26 protein-coding genes and 1 tRNA gene are annotated in these 22,483 nt (G+C 31.7%); 19 read left to right on the forward strand and 8 right to left on the reverse strand.

What is annotated here, in order from left to right; genetic code table 4:
* Positions 1 to 18: 18 nt before the first annotated feature.
* The 8 genes from T416_RS03480 to T416_RS0100415 all read right to left on the reverse strand — a co-directional run bounded on the left by T416_RS03480 (position 19) and on the right by T416_RS0100415 (position 5,986).
* Entirely contained in the window at positions 19 to 516 is a 498-nt protein-coding gene (locus tag T416_RS03480) for a PQ-loop repeat-containing protein (protein ID WP_051675833.1), read from the reverse strand.
* Between the two features lie 2 nt (positions 517 to 518).
* Entirely contained in the window at positions 519 to 1,109 is a 591-nt protein-coding gene (locus T416_RS0100385; RefSeq protein ID WP_051675835.1) for a PQ-loop repeat-containing protein, read from the reverse strand.
* 111 nt (positions 1,110 to 1,220) lie between these two features.
* Entirely contained in the window at positions 1,221 to 1,682 is a 462-nt protein-coding gene (locus tag T416_RS0100390; protein ID WP_031488862.1) for an RpiB/LacA/LacB family sugar-phosphate isomerase, read from the reverse strand.
* Complete coding sequence (locus tag T416_RS0100395) at positions 1,675 to 2,220, reverse strand: L-threonylcarbamoyladenylate synthase (protein WP_031488863.1); 546 nt, start codon at positions 2,218 to 2,220, stop codon at positions 1,675 to 1,677. The genes T416_RS0100390 and T416_RS0100395 overlap by 8 nt, the downstream gene beginning before the upstream one ends.
* On the reverse strand, positions 2,165 to 3,082 hold the full coding sequence (locus tag T416_RS0100400; RefSeq protein WP_031488864.1) for a HemK family protein methyltransferase: 918 nt from the start codon (positions 3,080 to 3,082) through the stop codon (positions 2,165 to 2,167). Before T416_RS0100400 ends, T416_RS0100395 begins: the two co-directional genes overlap by 56 nt.
* The gene (prfA, locus tag T416_RS0100405) at positions 3,082 to 4,158 is read right to left on the reverse strand and encodes a peptide chain release factor 1 (protein WP_031488865.1); all 1,077 of its coding nucleotides are present in this window, start codon (positions 4,156 to 4,158) and stop codon (positions 3,082 to 3,084) included. Before prfA ends, T416_RS0100400 begins: the two co-directional genes overlap by 1 nt.
* A gap of 83 nt (positions 4,159 to 4,241) precedes the next feature.
* Positions 4,242 to 4,529: a 50S ribosomal protein L31 gene (gene rpmE, locus T416_RS0100410; protein ID WP_031488866.1), complete on the reverse strand. Its 288-nt coding sequence runs from the start codon at positions 4,527 to 4,529 to the stop codon at positions 4,242 to 4,244.
* A 68-nt stretch (positions 4,530 to 4,597) separates the two neighbouring features.
* Positions 4,598 to 5,986, reverse strand: coding sequence for a DnaA ATPase domain-containing protein (locus tag T416_RS0100415; protein WP_031488867.1), 1,389 nt, complete (start codon positions 5,984 to 5,986; stop codon positions 4,598 to 4,600).
* A gap of 225 nt (positions 5,987 to 6,211) precedes the next feature.
* Here T416_RS0100415 and rpmH point away from each other — a divergent pair, with 225 nt between their 5' ends.
* From rpmH to T416_RS0100510, 19 genes are all read left to right on the forward strand, one after another.
* A complete protein-coding gene (gene rpmH, locus T416_RS0100420) occupies positions 6,212 to 6,358 on the forward strand; it encodes a 50S ribosomal protein L34 (protein ID WP_031488868.1) in 147 nt (48 codons plus the stop codon).
* 1 nt (position 6,359) lies between these two features.
* Positions 6,360 to 6,707 (forward strand): ribonuclease P protein component, encoded by a 348-nt coding sequence (gene rnpA / locus T416_RS0100425; protein ID WP_051675837.1) that lies wholly within the window; start codon positions 6,360 to 6,362, stop codon positions 6,705 to 6,707.
* Positions 6,708 to 7,865 (forward strand): membrane protein insertase YidC, encoded by a 1,158-nt coding sequence (gene yidC, locus T416_RS0100430; protein WP_031488870.1) that lies wholly within the window; start codon positions 6,708 to 6,710, stop codon positions 7,863 to 7,865. It abuts the gene before it with no gap.
* 1 nt (position 7,866) lies between these two features.
* Positions 7,867 to 8,703 (forward strand): 16S rRNA (adenine(1518)-N(6)/adenine(1519)-N(6))-dimethyltransferase RsmA, encoded by an 837-nt coding sequence (rsmA, locus tag T416_RS0100435; protein ID WP_051675840.1) that lies wholly within the window; start codon positions 7,867 to 7,869, stop codon positions 8,701 to 8,703.
* A gap of 7 nt (positions 8,704 to 8,710) precedes the next feature.
* Positions 8,711 to 9,487 carry a 4-(cytidine 5'-diphospho)-2-C-methyl-D-erythritol kinase gene (locus T416_RS0100440; RefSeq protein WP_031488872.1) on the forward strand — a complete coding sequence of 259 codons (777 nt, stop codon included), beginning with the start codon at positions 8,711 to 8,713 and terminating at the stop codon, positions 9,485 to 9,487.
* Positions 9,487 to 10,941, forward strand: a complete 1,455-nt coding sequence (gene gltX, locus T416_RS0100445) for a glutamate--tRNA ligase (protein WP_031488873.1) — start codon at positions 9,487 to 9,489, stop codon at positions 10,939 to 10,941. The genes T416_RS0100440 and gltX overlap by 1 nt, the downstream gene beginning before the upstream one ends.
* A complete protein-coding gene (locus T416_RS0100450; protein WP_031488874.1) occupies positions 10,941 to 12,170 on the forward strand; it encodes an HD domain-containing protein in 1,230 nt (409 codons plus the stop codon). The genes gltX and T416_RS0100450 overlap by 1 nt, the downstream gene beginning before the upstream one ends.
* Before the next feature lie 22 nt (positions 12,171 to 12,192).
* Positions 12,193 to 12,738 (forward strand): DNA-directed RNA polymerase subunit delta, encoded by a 546-nt coding sequence (gene rpoE / locus T416_RS0100455; RefSeq protein WP_031488875.1) that lies wholly within the window; start codon positions 12,193 to 12,195, stop codon positions 12,736 to 12,738.
* Between the two features lie 26 nt (positions 12,739 to 12,764).
* Positions 12,765 to 13,640 carry a class II fructose-1,6-bisphosphate aldolase gene (gene fba, locus T416_RS0100460; RefSeq protein ID WP_031488876.1) on the forward strand — a complete coding sequence of 292 codons (876 nt, stop codon included), beginning with the start codon at positions 12,765 to 12,767 and terminating at the stop codon, positions 13,638 to 13,640.
* A gap of 11 nt (positions 13,641 to 13,651) precedes the next feature.
* Positions 13,652 to 14,758, forward strand: coding sequence for a redox-regulated ATPase YchF (gene ychF / locus T416_RS0100465; protein WP_031488877.1), 1,107 nt, complete (start codon positions 13,652 to 13,654; stop codon positions 14,756 to 14,758).
* Between the two features lie 15 nt (positions 14,759 to 14,773).
* Positions 14,774 to 15,436 (forward strand): thymidine kinase, encoded by a 663-nt coding sequence (locus T416_RS0100470; RefSeq protein ID WP_031488878.1) that lies wholly within the window; start codon positions 14,774 to 14,776, stop codon positions 15,434 to 15,436.
* Between the two features lies 1 nt (position 15,437).
* On the forward strand, positions 15,438 to 15,902 hold the full coding sequence (locus T416_RS0100475; protein ID WP_031488879.1) for a hypothetical protein: 465 nt from the start codon (positions 15,438 to 15,440) through the stop codon (positions 15,900 to 15,902).
* A gap of 2 nt (positions 15,903 to 15,904) precedes the next feature.
* Positions 15,905 to 16,723: a ribosome biogenesis GTPase YlqF gene (gene ylqF, locus T416_RS0100480; RefSeq protein WP_031488880.1), complete on the forward strand. Its 819-nt coding sequence runs from the start codon at positions 15,905 to 15,907 to the stop codon at positions 16,721 to 16,723.
* A 43-nt stretch (positions 16,724 to 16,766) separates the two neighbouring features.
* Positions 16,767 to 17,468, forward strand: a complete 702-nt coding sequence (locus tag T416_RS0100485; RefSeq protein WP_031488881.1) for a hypothetical protein — start codon at positions 16,767 to 16,769, stop codon at positions 17,466 to 17,468.
* An 86-nt stretch (positions 17,469 to 17,554) separates the two neighbouring features.
* Positions 17,555 to 19,585, forward strand: a complete 2,031-nt coding sequence (gene topA / locus T416_RS0100490) for a type I DNA topoisomerase (RefSeq protein WP_031488882.1) — start codon at positions 17,555 to 17,557, stop codon at positions 19,583 to 19,585.
* 41 nt (positions 19,586 to 19,626) lie between these two features.
* Entirely contained in the window at positions 19,627 to 19,947 is a 321-nt protein-coding gene (trxA, locus tag T416_RS0100495) for a thioredoxin (RefSeq protein ID WP_031488883.1), read from the forward strand.
* Positions 19,948 to 20,005: 58 nt separating this feature from the next.
* A tRNA-Ser gene (locus tag T416_RS0100500) sits at positions 20,006 to 20,094 on the forward strand.
* Between the two features lie 109 nt (positions 20,095 to 20,203).
* Positions 20,204 to 20,467, forward strand: a complete 264-nt coding sequence (locus T416_RS0100505; protein ID WP_031488884.1) for an HPr family phosphocarrier protein — start codon at positions 20,204 to 20,206, stop codon at positions 20,465 to 20,467.
* A gap of 55 nt (positions 20,468 to 20,522) precedes the next feature.
* Positions 20,523 to 22,481 (forward strand): transketolase, encoded by a 1,959-nt coding sequence (locus T416_RS0100510; protein ID WP_031488885.1) that lies wholly within the window; start codon positions 20,523 to 20,525, stop codon positions 22,479 to 22,481.
* Positions 22,482 to 22,483 lie beyond the last annotated feature (2 nt).

Consider the following 22,483-nt stretch of genomic DNA (forward strand, 5'->3'; position numbering starts at 1 on the left):
AAATGTTTAGTGTTTGAGTTATTTCATTGGGTAACGCATTTCGCAGTATTCAAGTTCAGACATACCTTTTGCTTTTGCTTGATTCATATTGTAAGCTTTGACAGCAATAACAATAAGTGAAGCAAGGAATGAAAGAGTTTCTGACATCGCAACAAGGATGAAACCACCAACGGTTACAGATACACCCATTCAAGCAAAAATTGAAAGAAGACCTAGAGCTAGAACATTAATAATTCACATCAATAAACTCATTGTTTCTGTACGTTTTGTTCTAAGAACTTGAATAACAACTGGTACGAATGCCGCAAATACAAGAACAGCACCCATTACTTGGAAAACAACTCCTCAAATGTCGGTTGGATAACCATATCTAGTTGGGTTAATAAAGTCAGCTTCTGCCGTTGAACCACTTGGGAATAAACCTTGAACCTTATCAAAAACACCAACTTGGACTTCGTTACTTACATAAACATTTCCTACTTTACCAGCAGCATGTAATAATGATTGAATACTCATAATTATTTACCTGCCTTTCCACTCTTTAAACTAAGACAATATTCAGCATGAGTCATACCCATTGAAGATGCTTTTCTCTTGTTATAAATAATAAGGAAAGCAGTCATAAATGAAGTAATTGAACACAATAGTTCTCCACCAATTAGGAAGATACCTGGAACAAGGAATCCAGCTACTCATTCTTGATAGTTGAAGATTAGGAAACCGTCTTGTGTTTGATAAGCCTTACCTAATGTATCTTTAATTAAGAATGTATATGAAGCAGGGTTAGCTGCAACTAGTGAGCATCCATAAATTGTAAGGAAAGCAGTCGCTAAACCAGTTAAGAAGAATAGTAAGAATGATAATCCTTGAGTTTGTCTGTCTTTAAATGTCTTTATTGTTTGAGGTAAAACACTAAAGGCAATAACAATAGTACCAACTACACTAAAAACAGCAATTGCAATTGATATTGGGCTTGCGCCTGTACCTAAATTCCCAAGCACACCGTTTATAGCATCTTCTGATGGAAGATTGCTTTCGGTTGCAGTACTAGTACTAGGTGCTGCGCTGTATAGGGAACTAGATACATTTAAAAAATCAAAATTTGACATATTTTTGCACCTTTTTGTTTTATATTTTCATTTTAATATTATGACAAAAGGTTAAAAAAAACAATAAAAATATAATGATTATAAAAATATTGTTATTAAAACATTCAAAGTCTATTTATTTTTGGACTCAAAATCTTCAATTTTCTCAATTCGTTCCTCGTGACGTTCACCTAAAAAATGAGCATCGAGAAAGTTATTTATCATTTCATTTATTTCATTGACAGAAAAGTTTCTAACACCGAAACATATGACATTTGCATTGTTATGTTCTTTTGCTAGTTTAGCGACTTCCTTATTGTAAAGCAAGGCAGGACGGATATTTTTAACTTTTCCAGAAGCGATGCACATACCAATGCCAGAACCGCAAAGAAGAATTCCGAGTGAGTCTTTTTCTTTGTTGACAGCATTTCCTACAAGGAAGGCATAATCAGGATAATCAACACGTCCTTCGTTTGGATGAGCACCTAGGTCAACTACATCGTAACCTTTATTAGTTAAGAACTTGATAATAGCCTCTTTTTGTTCATAAGCCGCATGATCATTTCCTAGAAAAATTTTTATTTTTTTATTCATGACTTTTTAGTTCCTTGATATATTCATCAATAAGTTCGACCTTCTCACCTTTGCGTATGTATTCCCATTTATCAATGTCAACAATGGTTGAAGGAAGGTCAACTTTCTGCTTACCTTCTATATAAAGAATTTTTGAATTGCTACCAAATTTAAAGATAGCTTCTTGTGTATTTTGCACTGGCTTTTCGTTTGTGATGTTTGCACTACTGCAGTAAAGAGGACCTAATTTATCAATTAATTTTAGGATGGATGGACAATTTGGCATTCGGTATGAAATCCCATCTTTAATTACGGTCAAAGGTCCTGGTCAAAACAAGTTCAAAAATTGTTCTTGTTCGACGGTTAGGTTTTTTAATAACTGATAATCTTTGACAAAAAGGACTAACTTTTTATTTCTATCCCTTTTTTTTATCGAGTAAATGATATCTTCGTTTTTAGCGAGAAGTCCCATAATGGTGTCCGTTGGAATGCAGACACATCCATTATTTTGAAGCATTTCGTGCATCTTGGTAATGTCAGTAATTTTGTATGTTTTCATAATTGTTACTATGTATGATTAGCAATCTAACTAAATAATTATAATCATTTAAAAAATAATAGTTGTAGTTTACATTCATCGATTTTAGTAACTCAGTTAATACCAGCTCTTGATCGTATCCGATTTCAAAAACAATTAAAAATCGGTCATTCATAATATTTGGGATTTGTTCAATAATAAATTGATAATATGAAATACCTGAGTTACTTTTAAAATCGATAAGAGCATCTAGTGGTTCATTTTTTAAAAGAGTGGTGTCGAGATAAGTCAAATCATCCTTCTTAATATAAGGAGGATTACAAACAAGGAGATCAAATTTAAATTTAGTATTTGTAAGAAAAACTTTGTAATCAGTTTTAATAACATCCGCTTCCAGAGAGTATGAAATTAAATTTTCCTTAATATTTAAAATAGCTTTTTCACTCTTATCGATTAAGGTAAGATGAGTAGTTAATTTATTAATTAATAATGAAATACCAATAACACCAGTTCCTGCACAAATGTCAACTGCATTAGAAAAATTAACTTTATTAATTTTTCTAAATTGTTCGACAAATTCAATAATTAATTCTGTTTCTACACGCGGAATAAAGACATCATCATAAACAGTAAAATTATTGTTACTAAAAGTGACTTTTTTGGTTATTCTTGGTAATGCTTTTCCTTCTAGAAGTTCATCAATTTTAGTTTGGTAAAGATGGATAAAATCGGTTTCTAATTCTGTGTTTCTTTGACTTATAAATGTAATGTTATCTTTGATATTTTTATGTAAAGAATAAAAAAGAAGATAAGCATTTTTAGAATCAATACCGTTTTTTTCAAGAGTAGTAATTGCATTACTAATTAACTCGATGATAGTCATTAAATCCCCAAGTTACTAATTAATGATGTTTGCTCTTCAGCGATTAATGCATCGATAATTTCGTTGATATCACCAAGCATTATTTGATCTAGTTTATTTAGGGTTAAATTAATTCGGTGGTCAGTTACTCGATTTTGTGGATAATTGTATGTTCTTATTTTTTCAGAGCGGTCACCAGTACCAACTTGGTTACGCCGCAAGTTTGAAAATTCGGCATTTTGTTCTTCTTGTGCCTTTTCTCATAATTTAGATCGTAGCATCTTCATTGCAGTTTCTCTATTTTCAATTTGCGACTTACCTTCTTGACAAGCCGCTACGACTCCTGTTGGGATGTGAGTAATTCGAACAGCACTTTCGGTTCTATTTACATGTTGGCCACCAGCTCCTGAAGCTCGGTAGGTATCGATTCTTAAATCGCTAGGATTAATTGTGACATCGACCTCATCTTGCTCTGGAAGTACAGCAACAGTTATAGTTGATGTATGAACCCGTCCCTTAGATTCGGTAGCGGGAACTCTTTGAACTCGGTGAACACCAGACTCAAACTTCATCCGTGAGTAAACTTCATTACCTGAAATCATAAAACTAATAAAACTAAACCCAACACTACTTGGTGACATTTCGATAATTTTCATTTTTCAATTATTTGCTTCTGCAAAAGCACGGTAAAGGTCAAACATATTACCAACAAAAATTGATGATTCATCTCCACCAGCTGCTGGTCTCATTTCCACGATAACATTTTTATCATCATTTGGGTCTTTTGGAAGAAGCAGAATTTTTAATTCATGTTCTATCCTAGGTATTTCTTCCTTTATTTCATCGAGTTCGGCTTGTGCTAACATTAATAATTCGTCGTCTTTTTCGGTTTTTAAGATCTTTTCGTCGTTTAGACCATTTTCTATTAGTTTTTGGTAATGTTTAAAAGCTTCAGCGACATCTTTCGTTCTTTTTAATTGAATGTTAATTTCTCGCATTCTTTTGTGATCAGTACAAGTTTCAAGCTCCTTATTTAGTTCTTCATTCTTAACCGATACCTTATTTATTGCCTCAAAGAGTTTCTTATTATATTCCATAGTCCACCTAATAGTTATTTATTCATATGATAATAAAAAATAACAGGATAACCTGTTATTGATAATAATAAAGACAAAAAGATTTATAAACTTGATAGAGATTGTTTTGGTTTAGATTTTTTCACAGCTTCTTTTTTAGTTGGTTTAGCATTAACATTCTTAAGACCAGTTTGGAACATTGTGTTAAGTTTTTCAGCTCTACCACGCAGAGTAGTTGAAGCGTTTTGTTTACCAATATAAAAAGGGTGACAACCTGAACAAACTTCGATTAATACTTCGTTTTGTTTACTAGCAGTATTAATTAAAAATTCCTTGTGACAAGTTACACATTTATAAGTACATTGGTGAATATTTGGATGAATATCTTTCATTATTTGTTGTGCTCCTTGTTTATAAATCATAAAAATTATTATATATTAAAATAAGATTTTTTTCTAATCTAATTTAATTTAGCAATTATTTCAGCAACAATTTTCCCATCTTCACCACCATTTTTTAGCAACTCAACGACCTGGTTTTTAGCATGCATTATAGTAGTGTGTCGTCTTCCACCTAGAAAACTACCTATGTCCTGCAAAGTGAGTTTCAATTTTTCTGACAAGACATAAACAAGGATATTACGTGCGAAAACAATATCAGCTTTTCTTGAGTCGGATTTAAATGATTCGACTTTGATGTTAGTCATTTTAGCAATTTGTTCAAGGTAGTATTCAGGTGTAATGTTTTCGACATCATTAATTCCGAGAATTAGGTTTTGTTCGCTTGCTTTTTTAATGATGAAAGTTTTATCAATCTGTTCGGTTTCATCTAATTCACTTCAAAGAAGTGTATTCTCAAGAAAGGAAATCATTTGACGAATATCTTTATGGTAGTAGTTTGCAACTAAATCAATAGCATCGTCGGTAAAAGTTTTTGTTGATTGATGTTTAATTCATTGTTTAATAATTGATTTTGCATCATCGATTGATGGTGAACCCATTGTTGTAAAAAAACCACTACCAAGACGACTTACAAGACGATCGGTTAACCCTTTTAATTCTAAATGTGGACGATCTGCGGTAATAATTATTTTGCCATCATTTTTTTTAGTAATCTCATTGAAGATGGTAAAAAACAAATTAGCAAAAGTTTCTCTTTGTTTCAGGTTTTGAATGTCATCAATAATTAATAAATCAGCTTTCATTAATTCTTGTTTAAAATCTTCAACTGCACTTGACGATGTACCAGATGCCTTAATAAATCGATTGGTAAAATCATTTGCTTCAATATAGTAAACTAAATTTTTAGGATTATTTTTGTGGTATTCATTACCAACGGCACAGATTAAATGAGTTTTTCCAACCCCTACCGGGCCGTGGATAAACAAAACTTGATTTTTATAAAAACGGTTACTTTTATCGAACATTTTTTGGACAGTTCCAACGACAAATTTGTTGTAATCAGTAACTACAAAATTATCAAAATTATGTTCTAACAATTTATTAGTAAAACCATTTATTTTATGTTCGTTTTTACTTTCTGGGCTTAGGTATCCCGTTTTAACTAACAACAAATTATTTTGGTCAATGATGGTTATATTAGCAATTGATATTTCATTTTTTGAGAAAGTTTCAATTATCTTTTTTTTAAGGATATAAAAAGTATTTGCATCCTTCAAAATCATTTCATCTAATTTCTTTGCAACAACGATGGTAAGAACACCATCGTTGAATTCAAGATTCTGTGGTTGGATTGCTTTTAAAATTGTCCAAACCTCTGAGTCAAGAAGATTAAATGAAATATTTTTGTATGCAGTCTCAAATAGCGAAAATATTTTTTTGTCTACCATATTTTAAAATTATAAACAATATTAATTAATAACCTTGAAAAGGTTGGTGTATTTTTGAAATATCAAACAGATAGAAAGCTTTTTACCGTTTTTTTAGGTAAAACACATTTTTAGTTTTGCTAGTAAATTTAAAAAGCAAAGAAGTTTCGATTATAATTAATGTTTTATTTATTAATATAAATGTTAAAATTATAAAAGTGTTTTGAAAAACAAAGGTGGTGTATTATGAAAAGAACTTTTCAACCTAATAACCGTAAGCGTGCTAAGGTTCATGGTTTTAGAGCTCGTATGAGCACTAAGAACGGACGAAATGTCTTAGCAAGAAGACGTTTAAAAGGCAGACATAACTTAACAGTATCTTCTGAAAGATAAAATGGTTAACCTTTCCAGTTTAAAACAAAATAGAGTAATTGCAAACATTATTAAATTAAATCAAAAAATTCATTCCAGTGACCTTAGTTTGTATTATCAAAAAAATAGTGAAGGTCAAATTCGGTATGCGATTAGTGTTTCTAAAAAACACTTTAAACTAGCCGTTAATCGAAACCGGATTAAAAGACAGATTAGAGCGATGTTTATTAAATTAAAACATGATATCCCGGTCGATATTGTTATTATCATCAAACCGAACTATAAGTGCTTTGAATTTGAGAAGAAATGTTTACGATTAAATACACTTTTAAATAAAATATCAAAAAATTTAAAGACAAAGGAGGCGTAAATGGGATCATCTGTTATTGAACAAAGAGATCAAGCTGCAAAACTACGTTTTACTGTTTCGCACTTTAATAATGCCTCGTCAGCTAATTCAAGTAAAAATGAAAAAGCAAAAAAAGTTTGAAAAATAGTAAGACTAATTTTCAAAACAATCATTTATCTCTTTTTCCTTGGTATTGGACTTTATGGTTGCTTTCAAAACCTAACTGATCACTGAACCGTTAACTCAACAACAGTTGGTAATGGTTTAGAAATGGGTTTTCAAGTTGATCCACTTAAGGGAGTTAATGATATTCGTTATGACCTAGTTTATGCTGGTTCAGGACCATGGTATCCAATGGATAAGCATAGTTTTGCATTTGGTCCATTTTATGCTCTTTTTGTCTGACCAATTGCTCAGATTCTGCTGCATTTTATGTATGCAACTAGGGATTGACCGGTAGGATTAAATGCGATTCTTGGGTTAATTATTATCTTATTTATTATTCGGATTATTACATTAGCAATTACAGCACGTGCTACCCTTCAAACAGAACGAATTTCTGAAATCCAAGGTAAAATTGCGGAAATTAATGCAAAGTATAAAGATGCGAAAGATGTTCAATCTCGTCAAAAGAAACAAATGGAGACTCGCGAACTCTATAAGAAACATAATATTAAACCGCTTGCTCCTTTTGAGAGTATGATTATTACTTTACCAATTTTCTTAATTATTTACCGTGTCGTGACTATCCTACGTCCTTTAAAATTCATTAGTTTATTTGGTATTTGAGACCTAACTACATCACCAATTTCAGAGTTATTTAGCAACTTCTCTACAACAGGTTGACCATACTTATTCTTCTTATTAATTATTATTCCTGTTCAAATTCTTTCTCAAAAAATTCCACAATGACTTGCCAAAAAGAGAAATAAGAGTGCGACGACAGTAGGTGCTAATAATCAAAAGCAACTTAAACGATCGAGAATGATGCAAAACATCATCGCTATTGTTCTTGCAGTAACTGTTGCAATTTCTGCAGCCGGTATTGGTTTATACTGGTTCTTTAATGCCTTATTTACAATTCTTCAAAGTGTGATTATTCACAAAATTATTATGAAACGAAGAGCGAATTCATCAACACGGATAAATTCGAAACTTGCAAAATTAGGTATAGAGTAAGATGCACGATAAAAAGATTATTAAGGATAAATTAAATAAATCAAGTTTTGTACCATCGAAAAAAATGGGGCAAAACTTTTTATCGTCTAATAGAGTTGTTAATGATATTGTTTCAAAGAGTAATTTAACAGCCGACAGCAATATTCTTGAGATTGGTCCCGGACTTGGTGCTTTAACATGCGAACTAGTTAAAAATGTAAAAAGAGTTGTTGCTATTGAACTAGACCGTAGACTTTTTGATCATCTTCAAACAACGATGAACGATGACAATTTAAGTTTAATCAACGATGATGTACTTAAAGTTGATTTAGAAAAAATCTTGAAGAGTTACTACAAGGATGAACCTGTGACTGTAGTGGCTAATCTTCCTTATTCGATATCTTCGAAAATTATTTTAAAGATACTTAAAGTTCCGCAAATTCAACATGTTTATATAATGGTGCAGAAGGAAATGGCCGAGCGAATTGCAGCAAAGGTTTCGACCAAAGGTTATAATGCTTTTACTGTTCTTGTTCAGCTTATTTTTGATGCTAAATTATTGTTTAATGTTGACGGTAAAAATTTTGTTCCACCCCCTAAAGTAAAAAGTAGTGTAATTGAACTTACCAGAATTCAACCAACATCTCTTTTTGATTTAACTGCTATTGAAAAATTCCTTCGTGTTTGCTTTCTAAATAAGCGAAAGAAACTTTTTAATAATTTAATTACCGCTTACAAAAAAGAATCAGTTACTAAACTTTACAAGTCATTTAATTTAGATGAAAATATAAGAGCTGAGAGTATAAAAAAGGAAGATTTTATTGCATTCCTGAAATTCTTAAAAGACTTAGAAGATTAGGTAAAGTATGAAAATTAAATCATATGCGAAAGTTAATTTCGGTTTGAGTGTTTTTAGAAAGCAAAAAGACCACAGCAAACATGATTTTGAATCAATTTTCATCCTGCTTGATTCGGTATATGATGACATCGAAATCTTCATTAATAATCGAAATTATGATGAAGTTAGATATTATAACGAAACAGGAGAAATTTTTGTTTATTCAAAACTTGTTTACTGTATGTTAGATTACATGCGCAAAACATATTGTTTTAAGGATTATTTTAAAATTAATATAAGAAAAAGAATTCCTATTGGTGGTGGTCTTGGTGGTGGGTCTTCAAATGCTGCCTCTATTATGCGAATGATTATGGAAATTGAAAAAATTAAAAATATTAATGTTGAAGAAATCGTTGAGGAACTTGGCACTGATATTCCGTTTTTCCTAAGCGGTTATCGGATTGCTTATGTCAGCAAATCAGGTACATCATTAAAGGATTTAACTAAACTTTTTAAATTAAAATACGAAATCCACTTAATGGATATCAATGTTAACACCAAACTTATTTATGAATTATTTGATAGTAATAAATACCATGTTATAAAAAATAATTATTGACAAATTATCAATGATTTAAAGAGAAAAAAGATGCCAGATGTTTACAACGATCTCCAAGAAAGTTGTTTTACCCTTTATCCTAATATTAAACATAAATACACAGAACTTACGAATAATGGATATTTTGCTTTATTATCAGGCGCTGGAAGTTCATTCATCTGCATTAAAAATAAGGAGAAGAAATAATGAAAATAAGAACACGATATGCCCCTTCCCCGACTGGTTTTCTTCATATTGGTGGTGCTAGAACAGCTTTATTTAATTATCTATATGCTAAAAAAAATAATGGTTCCTTCATCATTCGGATTGAGGATACAGACATAGAAAGAAATGTTGAAGGTGGTGCTGATGATCAGCTTGACTACCTTGCTTGACTTGGAATTAAACCGGATGAATCGCTAAGAAATCCGAATCCTTCCTATGCTCCGTATATTCAAAGCAAAAAACTAGAAAAATATCGTTCATTAGTTAATCAACTTTTAATAGAAAAAAAAGCATATCGGTGCTTTTGTACCAAGGAAGATCTGGAACATGATCGAATAGTCGCTTTAAAAACTCAATCAACCCCAAAATATAAACGTCATTGTCTTAAACTCACTGAAAAAGACATTGATGAGCGTTTAAAAAATGGCTTACCTTATGTCGTTCGTCTAAAAATCGATGACCAAAAAACTTATGAATGGAACGATTTAATTAGGGGACACATTAGTATTCCGGGCACAGCTCTAACAGATCCTGTTATCCTAAAGTCAAATGGCATTGCTATGTATAATTTTGCAGTTGTTGTTGATGATCACGATATGGAGATTTCTCATGTAATTCGTGGTGAAGAGCACATTTCTAATACTCCTTATCAACTAGCAATTATGGAAGCTCTTGGTTACGAGATGACTGAGCGACAATTCGCTCACCTTTCAATTATTGTTGATGAAAATAACAAGAAACTTTCTAAACGCAATCTTTCTATTAAACAATTTGTCAGTGATTATATGAATGATGGGTATTTTCCACATGCTATCACTAACTTTATTTCGTTATTAGGTTTTTCTCCAAGAGATAACATTGAAGAAATGTCAATGGAAAAATTAATTGAAAGTTTTGATTTAAATTTGGTCTCAAAAGCTCCTGCTTTTTTTGATATGAAAAAGATGAACTGGTTCGGTAACCGCTATTTAAATCACCTTACTAATGATGAATTTATTGAATTTGTTAAAAGTCATCATTTAACGAAGCAACTTGTTGTTAGTGATCCATATTTTTTAGAAAAAGCTTTACTATTTAAACCCCAAGTCTACAGCTTACATAATCTCATTGAGTTAATTGATCAAACTTTTAAGGTTGAACCACTTTTGACTGACGAAGATAAAGAATTTATTCATAATGATCGTGCTCAAGCAATCATCAAATTATTCTATGAAAAAATAAAAAATCTAAATCAGTATGTAGAAGAGAATATCAAGTTGATAATTAAAGAAATAAGCAAGGAACTATCGGTTAAAGGTAAAGATTTATTTATGACGATTAGAATCGGTGCTTCAAATGTTTCGCATGGTCCCGAATTAGCTAAAATTATTTTCTTTCTAGGAAAAGATAGAGTATTGAAAAACCTTGAAAATAATTTATCAAACGGAGATAAATAATGGATATTAACAAAAGAAATTACTTTATTCGTTGCCCTATTCATGGTCTTATTAACTTAAGTGGAGAGTATGAATTCGCTAGTGAAATTATTAATACTAAGGAGTTTTGACGATTAAATCGGGTAAAACAACTTGGTAACTCATGAGTTGTTTTCCCTTCAGCTACTCATACTCGTTTTGTCCATTGCATCGGTGTTTTTGAAGTTGCTAAAAAAATGATTGAAAAAATCACCTTTGTGGATTCATGTACAGAAAATATTGACTACTATAAGAAAGTTGTTGTAGCCGCTGCTCTGCTTCATGACATTGGGCATGGACCATATAGCCATGCTTTTGAAGAAGCAACTAATTACAATCATGAGCAAGCCGGAAGAACTATAATTGTCGACGAGCAATCAGAGGTTAATAAGATTCTTAGAAAGTATAATCTTGATCCATATGATGTCGCGAACATTCTTGACCATAAAGCAAAACACAAATGAATGGTTGATTTAATCTCTTCTCAAATTGATTGTGACCGTTTGGACTATCTAGAACGTGATTCACACTACACCGGAACTAGTTATGGACAAATTGATTACGATTTAATTTTTGAAAAAGCAATCATTTATAAAAATGAATTAGTTTTTTCAAAATATAGTTGAAATGTTATTGAACACATTTTGCTTGGACGGTATGCAGCTTTTGAGAATATTTACCTAAACAAAAAGAGTGTTACTTACGACCAAATTATGAAGTTAACTCTTCAACGTTTTAAAGAACTTTATAAAAAGAATTTTCAATTTAAGGATGATTCATCAATCCAAAAACTGAAACCATTCCTTGATGACACAGAGTGAACTCTTGACTATATCATTAACCTTGATGATTTTGAATTTCACTATATCATAGAAAAATTACAAAATGAAGACGATGAAATATTAAGTCGTCTTGCTAAAAATTTCCTTAAAAATAAGGAATTTAATACCGTTGAGCGTGGCGACTTAAGCTTTTATCTTAAAGATTTAAAAGATAAACAAAATAATTATTATTTTCACCAATTTGAGGCTCAAAATAAAGCTGTTTATGATTTCAGTATGCCAATTAAACTTTACCATTACAACAGAAAAAATGAGATTGTCATTAGCAAACTTGAAGATAAATCTATGATTTTTAAAATCCTTAAAAAGGATGATGATGAAACCAAACAAACAAAAAAACTAGTGTTTTATTCCACACAAAATTTGTAAGATATATAGAGTAGGTAAAAATATGACAAAGAATGACATTATTGATAAAGTTTACAATGGAATTATTAGCAATCCAACAGACAATGAAAAAGGAAAAACATTTACTTTTCAAGCTATCTTAGATATTTTGAATAAGTCAGGAGATATTAAAAAAGGAGACTTGTCGAAAATTCATGGTGAACTTTACACAGGTCTTCTTCAAGATACTCGTTTTATCCTTATTAATGATTTGGAATGAACCATTCGAGAATGACTTACAATTGATAAAATTAACCAAATTAACAATGCTCTTTACGAAGTAGGTCTTTATAAAGACAAAGATGCTGAAGACATGAGCGAAGAAGTTGATGACATTTCTAACCTGAAGGTAAAATCAGCGAAGAAAACAAAAATTGTTATCGAAGATCAAGACGAAGACGATGAAGATGGAGTTTCATCAATCCTTTATGATGACGAGGACGACGAAGACTACAAAGATACTAACTCTGATGATCCAATTGATGACGAAGTGGAAGAAGTTGACCTTGAATCGGATGATTTAGATCTAAACGATAAAGCAAATAATTAAGAGTGATATAAAGGAAGTTAAACAGTATGAGTCTAGTCAATGCTCGTGGAATCATAAGGAAAGCATATGAACAAAAATATGCCATCCCAGCGATTAACATTAACAATCTAGAATGAACAAAAGCAGCTCTGGAAGCGGCTCAAACTGTTAACTCGCCAATAATCCTAGCGGTTAGTATGGGTGCTTCAAAGTATATGGGTGGCTATCAAAATATATATCATATGGTGACATCACTAATGAAATATATGAATATTAGCATCCCTGTTGTGCTTCACCTTGACCATGGTAATTTCGAGCATTGCTATGAAGCTATCAATAGTGGGTTTTCTTCCATTATGTTTGATGGTTCAAAATTAGATATTAAAGAGAATATTCTAAAAACTACGGAACTTGTCGAATATATAAAAGAGAAGAATATTTCAATTGAAACCGAAGTAGGGGGAATTGGTGGTGAAGAAGACGGTATAACATCAGATGGTGAACTAGCTGATGTTAATCAATGTCTTCTAATGAAGGAAACTGGTATTGACATGCTAGCTTGCGGTATTGGTAATATTCACGGAATATATCCAGTTGATTGAAAAGGTTTAAACTTTAGCTTATTAAAAGAAATTAATAATAAGTTAATGTTACCACTTGTTCTGCACGGAGGGAGCGGAATTCCGATTGAAATGATTCAAGAATCAATTAAATTTGGAATTGCTAAGATTAATATTAATACCGAATGTCAAATTGCTTTCGCGAGTGCTCTTAACAATTACTTCGTTCAACACCAAAATGACCTTTATAGAAATAAAAATTATGATCCAAGAAAGGTTTTAAAGGACGGAGTTGAAGCAATCAAAAAAACCATTATTGAGAAATATCATCAATTTAATTGTGTTAATCGAAATGAAAATTAATAGGTAATTTAATGAGTTTAAGTGCAGGTTTTGTAGGTTTACCAAATGTTGGCAAGTCTACCCTTTTTAATACAATCACTAATTCTAGAGCAGAAGCGGCTAATTATCCTTTTGCAACCATTGAACCAAATGTAGGTTATGTTAATCTAAAAGATATTCGTCTTGATAACCTTCAAAAAATGGTTGAACCGGAAAAAGTAGTTCCAACTAGTTTTAAATTTGTTGATATTGCTGGCCTTGTGAAAGGTGCATCAAAAGGTGAAGGGCTTGGTAATCAATTTCTTAGTAACATCCGAGATGTTGATGCGATTTGTCACCTTGTCCGTTGCTTTCAAGATAAGGATATTACTCATGTTCATAATGCAGTTGATGCAGTATATGATGCTGAAATCATTAATATGGAATTAGTACTTGCTGATCTTGAAATTATTAGTAAAAGAATTGATCGTATAAGAAAGAAAGCACAGGTTAATGATAAGGAAGCAAAAATTGAATTTGAATTGCTTTCAAAAATTAACGATGCCCTTCTTGATAATAAGTTTGCTAACACTGTTCCATTAACAGAAATTGAAAAGAAGATGCTTGGTAGTTTTAATTTAATCACTCTTAAACCAATGGTCTATATCGGTAACATTGCCGAGGATGAAATTAATAATCCGCTTAAAAATACCGAATTTGTAAAATTAAAAGAATATGCTGAAGCAAATGGTTCAGTTTGTATTCCGGTTTCTGCGAAAATTGAATATGAAATCTCATTACTTGATGAAGAAAGTAAGAAAATTTTTCTTGAAGAGTTAAATATTGCATCAACAGGTCTTGATTTAATTGTTGAAACTACATATAAATTACTTCATCTAAAAACATATTTTACAGTTGGAAAAAAAGAAGTTAGAGCTTGAACTTTTCACGATGGTATGAATGCAGCTCAATGTGCTGGTATCATTCACACTGACTTTGAAAAAGGTTTTATTAAGGCAGAAGTTGTTAGTTACAATGACCTTATGACATACGGTTCAGAACACGCTGCTAAGGAACATGGTAAGGTAAGAATGGAAGGCAAAAACTATTTAATGCAGGATGGTGACATCTGTTTCTTCCGATTTAATGTAACAAAATAAACAAAGGTGACTAATATGGCTAAGAAACATGCATTTTTCCCAGAACTAGGTTCCATCCATTTAATTGTTGGTCCAATGTTTGCCGGTAAGACAACAGAGATGATTCGCCGCCTTGAACGATTTGATTATGCCGATGTTGGTTATTATGTTTTCAAACCAAAAATTGACACAAGAACTTGCGATCAAATCCTATCCCGTAATGGTAAATCAATGAAGAGTATTGAAATCACAGAACCATTCGAAATCCTTGATTACATTATGAATCATGACCCGAAGCAAATAGTTCGGGTGATTGCTGTCGACGAAGCCCAATTTTTTAATGATAACTTAATTGAAGTCGCTAACCTACTTGCAGAAAACAACTATGTTGTTTTAATTTCAGGGCTTGATAAAGACTTTCGGGGAGAATCGTTCGGTCCGATGAGTGGTCTTATGACTTATGCTGATCAAATTACAAAACTTTCTGCAGTTTGTACTGAGTGTGGTGCTGATGCGACATACTCTCTTCGTAAGGTTAATAATAAGAATGCAGATTACAATGACCAACTGGTAATGATTGGTTGTCAAGAAAAGTACTTAGCTGTTTGTCGTCATCACCATAAGGTACCGAACCGACCTTATCGAGTTAAGAACTCAAGAGAGTTTATTAAGTTTAATAAAGCAAATAAAGGAAATTAAAATGGATACAAGACTGACTGAACTTCGGGAAAAATTATTGAAGAGCAATGTGTACCGATTCAAATTAATTCCTTTGTTTATTTATCTCTTCTTTTTTGCTTCATTCATTGTTTTCCTTTTTTCGATGGTGGTTGTTTCTATTTATCATCAATCGCCAAATGTCATTAATTATTTGAAAGCATATCCTTTTATTATCCTGCTTGCAGTTTTTACACCAATTTTTATTTTGCTTTTAATTTCTGTTATTTTGCTTACTATTTACATGGATGTAATTAGTTTTGTCATTAATAAAACAAACTATTATGCCCCTAAAAAACCACTTAAAAATCCTAAACCTTATTTATTCAAGTTAACCTTGTCTCTATATTGTTTTGCAAAAAAGGATGATTTGCTCTTACAAAGTTGAAAAGAACTTTTTACCCTCCTTGTTAACCATCATGATTATCGAATTTCAACTAAACTATAATTATGGATAAAAAAATAATAATAAACTGGTTTCCAGGTCATATGAAGAGAACAACATCGGAGATTCAAGATAAAATCCACGATGTTGATTTTATCATCGAAGTACTGGATGCACGTTCCATCAAAGCTTCTATCAATCCTGATTTACAGGATGTTATTAAAAACAAACCAGTAATAAGAATTGCTCTTAAAGAAGATCTTGCTGATATTAGAGAAAGTTATCCTGACATTCTTATAGGGACAATTAAAAACAAAAGTTTTAAACAACAAATCATTAAAGAACTAGAACAGAGAAACAAAGAAAAAATCCTAAAATTAAAAAACAAAGGTCTTATTTGTCCGGTTTTTAAGGGAATGGTAGTTGGACTTCCTAATGTAGGTAAATCAACACTGATTAATTTTCTATCTAACAACAAAGTTCTTAAAACTGAAAACCGCCCTGGTGTAACAAAAAACATTGCTATTCGGCAAGTAAATGATATGTTCTATCTTCTTGATACTCCAGGTGTTTTTCTTAAAAAGGTTAGCGACACAAAAACAGGGATTATCCTTTGTTTGCTAAAAACAATAAAAAAAGAAGTAATTGATTTGCAGAGTATTATTCACTATCTTTTTAACTACATGGTTGAAAATTATAAGAATCTTTTCTTCAACTTTTATCAAATGGATGTTAATAATGATTTCGTTTCTTTCATCAATACCTTTTGCGACAAGTTTCAGTATAAAACAACGAATGGTGAGTCTGATCTAAACAGGGCATATGAAGCAATTTTTAAAGATGTTGCTGACGGAAAAATTGGAAAAATAAATTTTGATTTCTAATTTTTTCATTTTTTTGCGAATAAATAAATGGGTGATATATTTTATGCTTTTACTAACACATTATTTCGCAAATAAATACAAAGGTGATTGAAGAAAAATTTATAGTGCTATTCTTAACCGTGAACATGTTAAGGGTGGAGTTATCAATCATGATTACAACCTAGTTGGAATGTTAGACATTACTGATTTTAATTATTCCGACCGTTTAAAACAATTGAGACAACCACCGTTTATTCTTTACTATTCAAACAATATAAATTGAATTGAAAATAAGAATATATGGTTAATCGACAGGTATAAGACGCTAAACGAAAAGGATCTAAAATTCCTAATGTCTTACGGCTATGGTTTTGTTGTTTTTGATGATGATGACCATCAACATCTAATTACACTATTAATTGCTCTAAGAGCAAGATTGATTGTGATTTCAAAAAGCGGAGTACTTTCTGATTTAAATAAGAAATATTTCGAATTAAAGAATGTTTGCTTATTAACTGAAATTCCAGATAAACATATTAATATCCAAGTTTATCAAGATACTAAAAGAATTTGTTGTGCTATTTCGAATGATGTACTCTGCGGAGATGATCGCGATATTAAGACCATTAATAAATATGTTTTAGACCAATATGGTTCAAAAATGCCAACCCTTTATTTATTAAATAAAGATATGAATAAAAAGAAGACAATCTTCCCTAAATTGATTTATGATGTCAAGGAAATTATGACAAACAAACCTTCTTAGTTAATTTCTTTTTACCTAACTTTTCTCTATGTAATTAGTTATTTATGCTATATAATAATTGATATTTTGAAAAAAGTAGGTTACTAATGTCATCAAGTTTAATCGTCGTTGAATCACCAAATAAAATAAAGTCTATCCAGAGTTATGTAGGAAATAACTTTATTGTATTAGCAACAGGTGGACACATCAGAGAATTAAAAAAATATGGTGGTTATAATCCAACTACCTATGACCTACAATGAACGATTATTGATAATGCAAAAAATAATAAGAAAGAAGTTATTAGTAAAATCTTAAAAGAAGCTTCTAAAGCGGATGAAATTTTACTAGCAACCGACCCGGACCGTGAGGGAGAGGCAATCAGCTGACATGTCTACGATTTACTACCAGAAGATCTTAAGGATCGGGTAAAACGAATCACATTTAACGAAATTACTAAAAAAGCAATTGATCGAGCAATTAACGAAAAACATGAAATTGACCAAAATTTAGTTGGAGCACAATTTACAAGACGTGTTTTTGATAGAGCTATTGGGTTTAAATTATCGACGATTGTGCAACGAAATTTAAAGGGTTTATCAGCTGGTCGTGTGCAGTCCGTTGCTCTCCTTTTCATTGTTTTACGAGAACTTGAACGTCGTTCATTTGTTAAAGTTGAATGATATGAAATTTATGGTACTCTAAAAACACAGATTCCGATTTATCTTCAGGGTCTTCCAAATAACAACATCGAACTTTTAAATGAAAAGTTAGAATCAGATCAAAGTATTAAAATAAAAAACAAGGCTGATGCTGAAAAAATCTTAAAAGAACTTAGTGATAATTTTATTGTTGAAAATGTTGATGGAGTTAAACTAACCCGAGGTGATACGGTTGCCCAGTTAACGACTGACCGATTACTTCAACAGGCTTCTAATTATTTCGGTTGATCTGCAAATAAAACTACACTGTTAGCTCAAACGATGTTTGAAGGATTACAAATCGATGAGCAACATCGAGCTTTAATTTCATATCCAAGAACTGATAGCGAACGTCTTAGCGAAGATTTCTTAAACGAAGCCTATACCTATATTGAAAAATATTATGGTAAAGATCAAATTGTACCATTTACCGAGAAGAAGCAAAAAAAATCAAGCAAGCCAGATGTTGCTATTCAAGATGCACACGAAGCTATTCGTCCTGTTGATGTTTCACTTGAACCGTCCATGTTAAGTGGTAAAGTTAGCAATGACATTATTAAACTATATACCTTAATATGAACTAAAACAGTCGCTTCGCTAATGAAGGTACCGACCTTCAATAAACATACAGTCCGTTTTGATAACAAAGGATATAAATTTATTTCTGGGTATAAAACTATCAATGAATTAGGATACTGAAGATTGCCTTTTTATCAAAAGCAAAAGGAAGCATTTCTTAAAGATAATAATGTTTTCGAAGCTAAAGTTGGAGATGTTTTTACAAAAGAATCGCTAAAGATTATAAATAAAGAAACTCTTCCTCCTCCCTACTACACAGAAGCTAGTTTGATTGCTGCTCTTAAACAAAACGGAGTTGGACGTCCCTCTACTTATGCTAGTATGGCAACAATTGGGACAAAGCGAGGTTATGTTACAAAAGAGGAAGGTAAATTAATTCCGACTGACTTAGGAATTAACATTATTCTTCAATTGCAAAAAGCCTTTCCTGGAGTAATTTCAATTGAGTTTACTAAAGATATGGAAACGAATTTAGATAAGGTCGCAAGTGGTCTTATTAATTGAAAAGAACCATTGAGAGAGTTTCTACCTCAGTTTGATGAAGATGTAAAAAATGCTTACCAAATTATAGAAAAGGTTAAGGATGAAGAAACCGACCGTTTATGTCCTAATTGCGGTTCTACTCTTGTAATTAAAATGTCGCGTTGACGAAAGAAATTTATTGCATGTCCACAGTATCCGAAGTGTGTTTATGCCGAACCTCTTGATAAGCCCGATATCCTTGATGAACAATGTCCTATGTGTCAAGGACAATTAATTAGACGAAAAAACAAGAAGAACCAATTCTTTATTGGGTGCAATAACTTCCCCCAATGTAACTATATTCGTAATGAAGAAACTAAGAAAAATAAAAAATAATAAAGTAAAATTAAATAGATTACTAAATTTAAGGATTTTTTATGATTATTAATTTAGAACAAGGTCAAAGCCTTGATAAAATAATTAAAGAAGCTGGTAGCAAACCAGTATTAATCGATTTTTATGCTGACTGATGTGGTCCTTGTAGATTACTAGGACCGATTATTGATAAGGCTGATAAGTATAACGAAGGTGAATTTGTAGTTGTTAAAATTAACATTGACCACCACGAGGCTTATGCTAGTCAATTCCAAGTAAAGTCAATTCCAGCTCTTTTCTACTTTAAAGATGGTGAACAAAAAGCCTCATCGGTTGGGTTTATTGATGAAATTAGTTTAGTAACTAAATTAAAAAACCTTTAATCACTATTTTTTAAAATTGATTAATGATCTATATTGTAGTATACTTTATAGGTCGATTGGAAACATACTCAAGTGGTTAAGAGGGCACCCTGCTAAGGTGTTAGGTCGTTCTGCGGCGCGTGGGTTCGAATCCCACTGTTTCCGCCATTAATTGATAAAACCAGGTTCGCCTGGTTTTTTTATTCATTTAAAATATTTACGACAAGATATCTTATAACTTATAATTTAAGAAAAATACAAGGTAAAGATAAAAGGTATGACATCGAAGAAATATACAATTAAGGTAGAAATAACTGTTTTTATTAAATCAATAACTTTTCTTGTCAATGTAGCAAGTGAATTTTCATCTAACATCAAAATAAATGCCAACGGTCATACCGCAGATGCTAAGTCAATCATTAATGTAATGGCACTTGGTATCAAGGAAAATACAGAAATTGAAGTAATTGCAGAAGGTGACGACGAACAGGATGCTCTTCGCAAAATCGATAAAGTCCTAAAAGAACAATCTTTAATCTAGTTACTAATATTAGCTCCATACGGAACTATTTGTTTTTATATTCAAGGAGTTTTATATGAATAGATATGTTAATGCGATGCGTTCTCTCGCTTTGCAGGCTATTAACCATGCTGGTTCAGGTCATATGGGAATGGCGATTTCCGCAGCGCCAATTTTTTATATTTTGTATAAAAGTTTAATGACCATTTCAAAAGATCATCCGAAGTGATTTAATCGCGACCGTATGGTATTAAGTGCTGGTCATGGATGTATGTCGCTTTATCCTGTTTTTTATTTTGCTAATATGATTTCGCTTGATGAAATTAAGAAATTTAGAAACGGGTCACAAATTGTTAGTGGGCATCCCGAAGCTCTTCCTAATAACTGAATTGATGCATCAACTGGTCCTCTTGGACAAGGAGTCGCTAATTCGGTGGGAATGGCAATGGCTGAGGTATATCTTAGTGAAATTTTTAGCGAATTAAAAGGACTAGTTAACCACTATACATATTGTGTTGTCGGTGACGGTGATATTCAAGAGGGTATTTCATACGAAGCGATGTCGCTAGCTGGTAAACTTGGTCTTAAGAAATTGATTGTGATTCACGACTCAAATGATTATCAACTTGACAGTAAAGTAAGTGATGTGTTTACTGAAAATCTTGAAGAGCGAATGCATTCAATGAATTGAAATTACATCAAGGTTGATAATAACCCAGAAAACATCTTTAAAGCAATTGCCGAAGCGAAGATGAAGAAAAATGTTCGTCCTACTTTTATTGAAGTTAAAACAATTATTGGCGAAAATTTAAAATCAGAAAATTCTTTTATGGCACACGGTGGTTCAGTTTCTAAGGAAGATCTTGATGATTTTCACACTAAATCACATTTTCATTCTGAAAATTTTGAATTCCATAGTGAAATCTTTGATCATTTTTATTTTAATGTGGTTGCTCGCGGACAAAGTGCTTACGACCAATGAGAACAATTACTTGAACAATACGAACAAACTAAACCAGAATTAACTCAATTATTTAAAAACTATATTAACGGTAATTTTGAAAATTTAGAACAATTATTGGATGAAAATAAAATTACCAAACTAAATCAAAGTACACGTGCTTATTTAAAAGATTATTTAGGTCAGTTAAACCATCTTAAATCTTGTATGGTTTTAAGTGCTGATCTTGCTCGTTCAACTTATACAAAAATTGGTGAAGACAGTTTTGAAATGAATCACAAAGCACCTTATGTTAAGGTTGGTATTCGAGAGCATGCTATGGCTGGAATTGCTAATGGAATTATGTATCATAGTGGTTTAAAAGCGATGTCAGGAACATTTCTTGCATTTAGTGATTATATGAAACCAGGTATTAGATTAGCAGCACTTTCTAAGTTAGCGAATATTTTTGTTTTTAGTCACGATTCTTATGCGGTAGGAGCAGATGGGCCGACTCATCAACCTATCGAGCAATTAGGAATGCTTCGTGCTATTCCTAACCTAGCTGTTTATCGTGTAGCTGATCAATATGAATTGAAATATGCATTAGTTCAAGCTTATCAATCAAAAACAAAACCACACTGTATTATTACAAGTCGCCAGAATCTTCCTGCTATTAACGAACATATTCCTAATGATTTTAAACAAGGTGCATATATTGTAAAGAGTCAGTTTAGTTTTAGTTCAAATAATGAATTTACAATAATTGCATCCGGTTCTGAAGTTTCACTTGCTCTTGAAGCCGCTCGGACTCTTTTTGAGAAAGAACACCGTAAGGTTAAGGTTATTTCTTGCTTCGAATTAAATACCTTCCTAAATCAAAACTCTAATGTCATTTCTAACATGCTTTTTGCGAATAAAAAAGTTTTGGTTATTGAAGCGAGCAATGATGCTAAGTGATACCGTTTACTTAAAAATACCAGATCAATTGATTTCATTTTAGCGAAAGATTTTGGAGAAAGCGTTGACGGTAATTCCTTAATGAAGAAGATGGGATTTAGTGTTGAAAATATCTTATCTAAACTTAAGGAGTAGTT

The sequence above is a fragment of the Ureaplasma canigenitalium ATCC 51252 genome (genome assembly GCF_000712165.1).
Taxonomy (GTDB): domain Bacteria; phylum Bacillota_I; class Bacilli_A; order Mycoplasmatales; family Mycoplasmoidaceae; genus Ureaplasma; species Ureaplasma canigenitalium.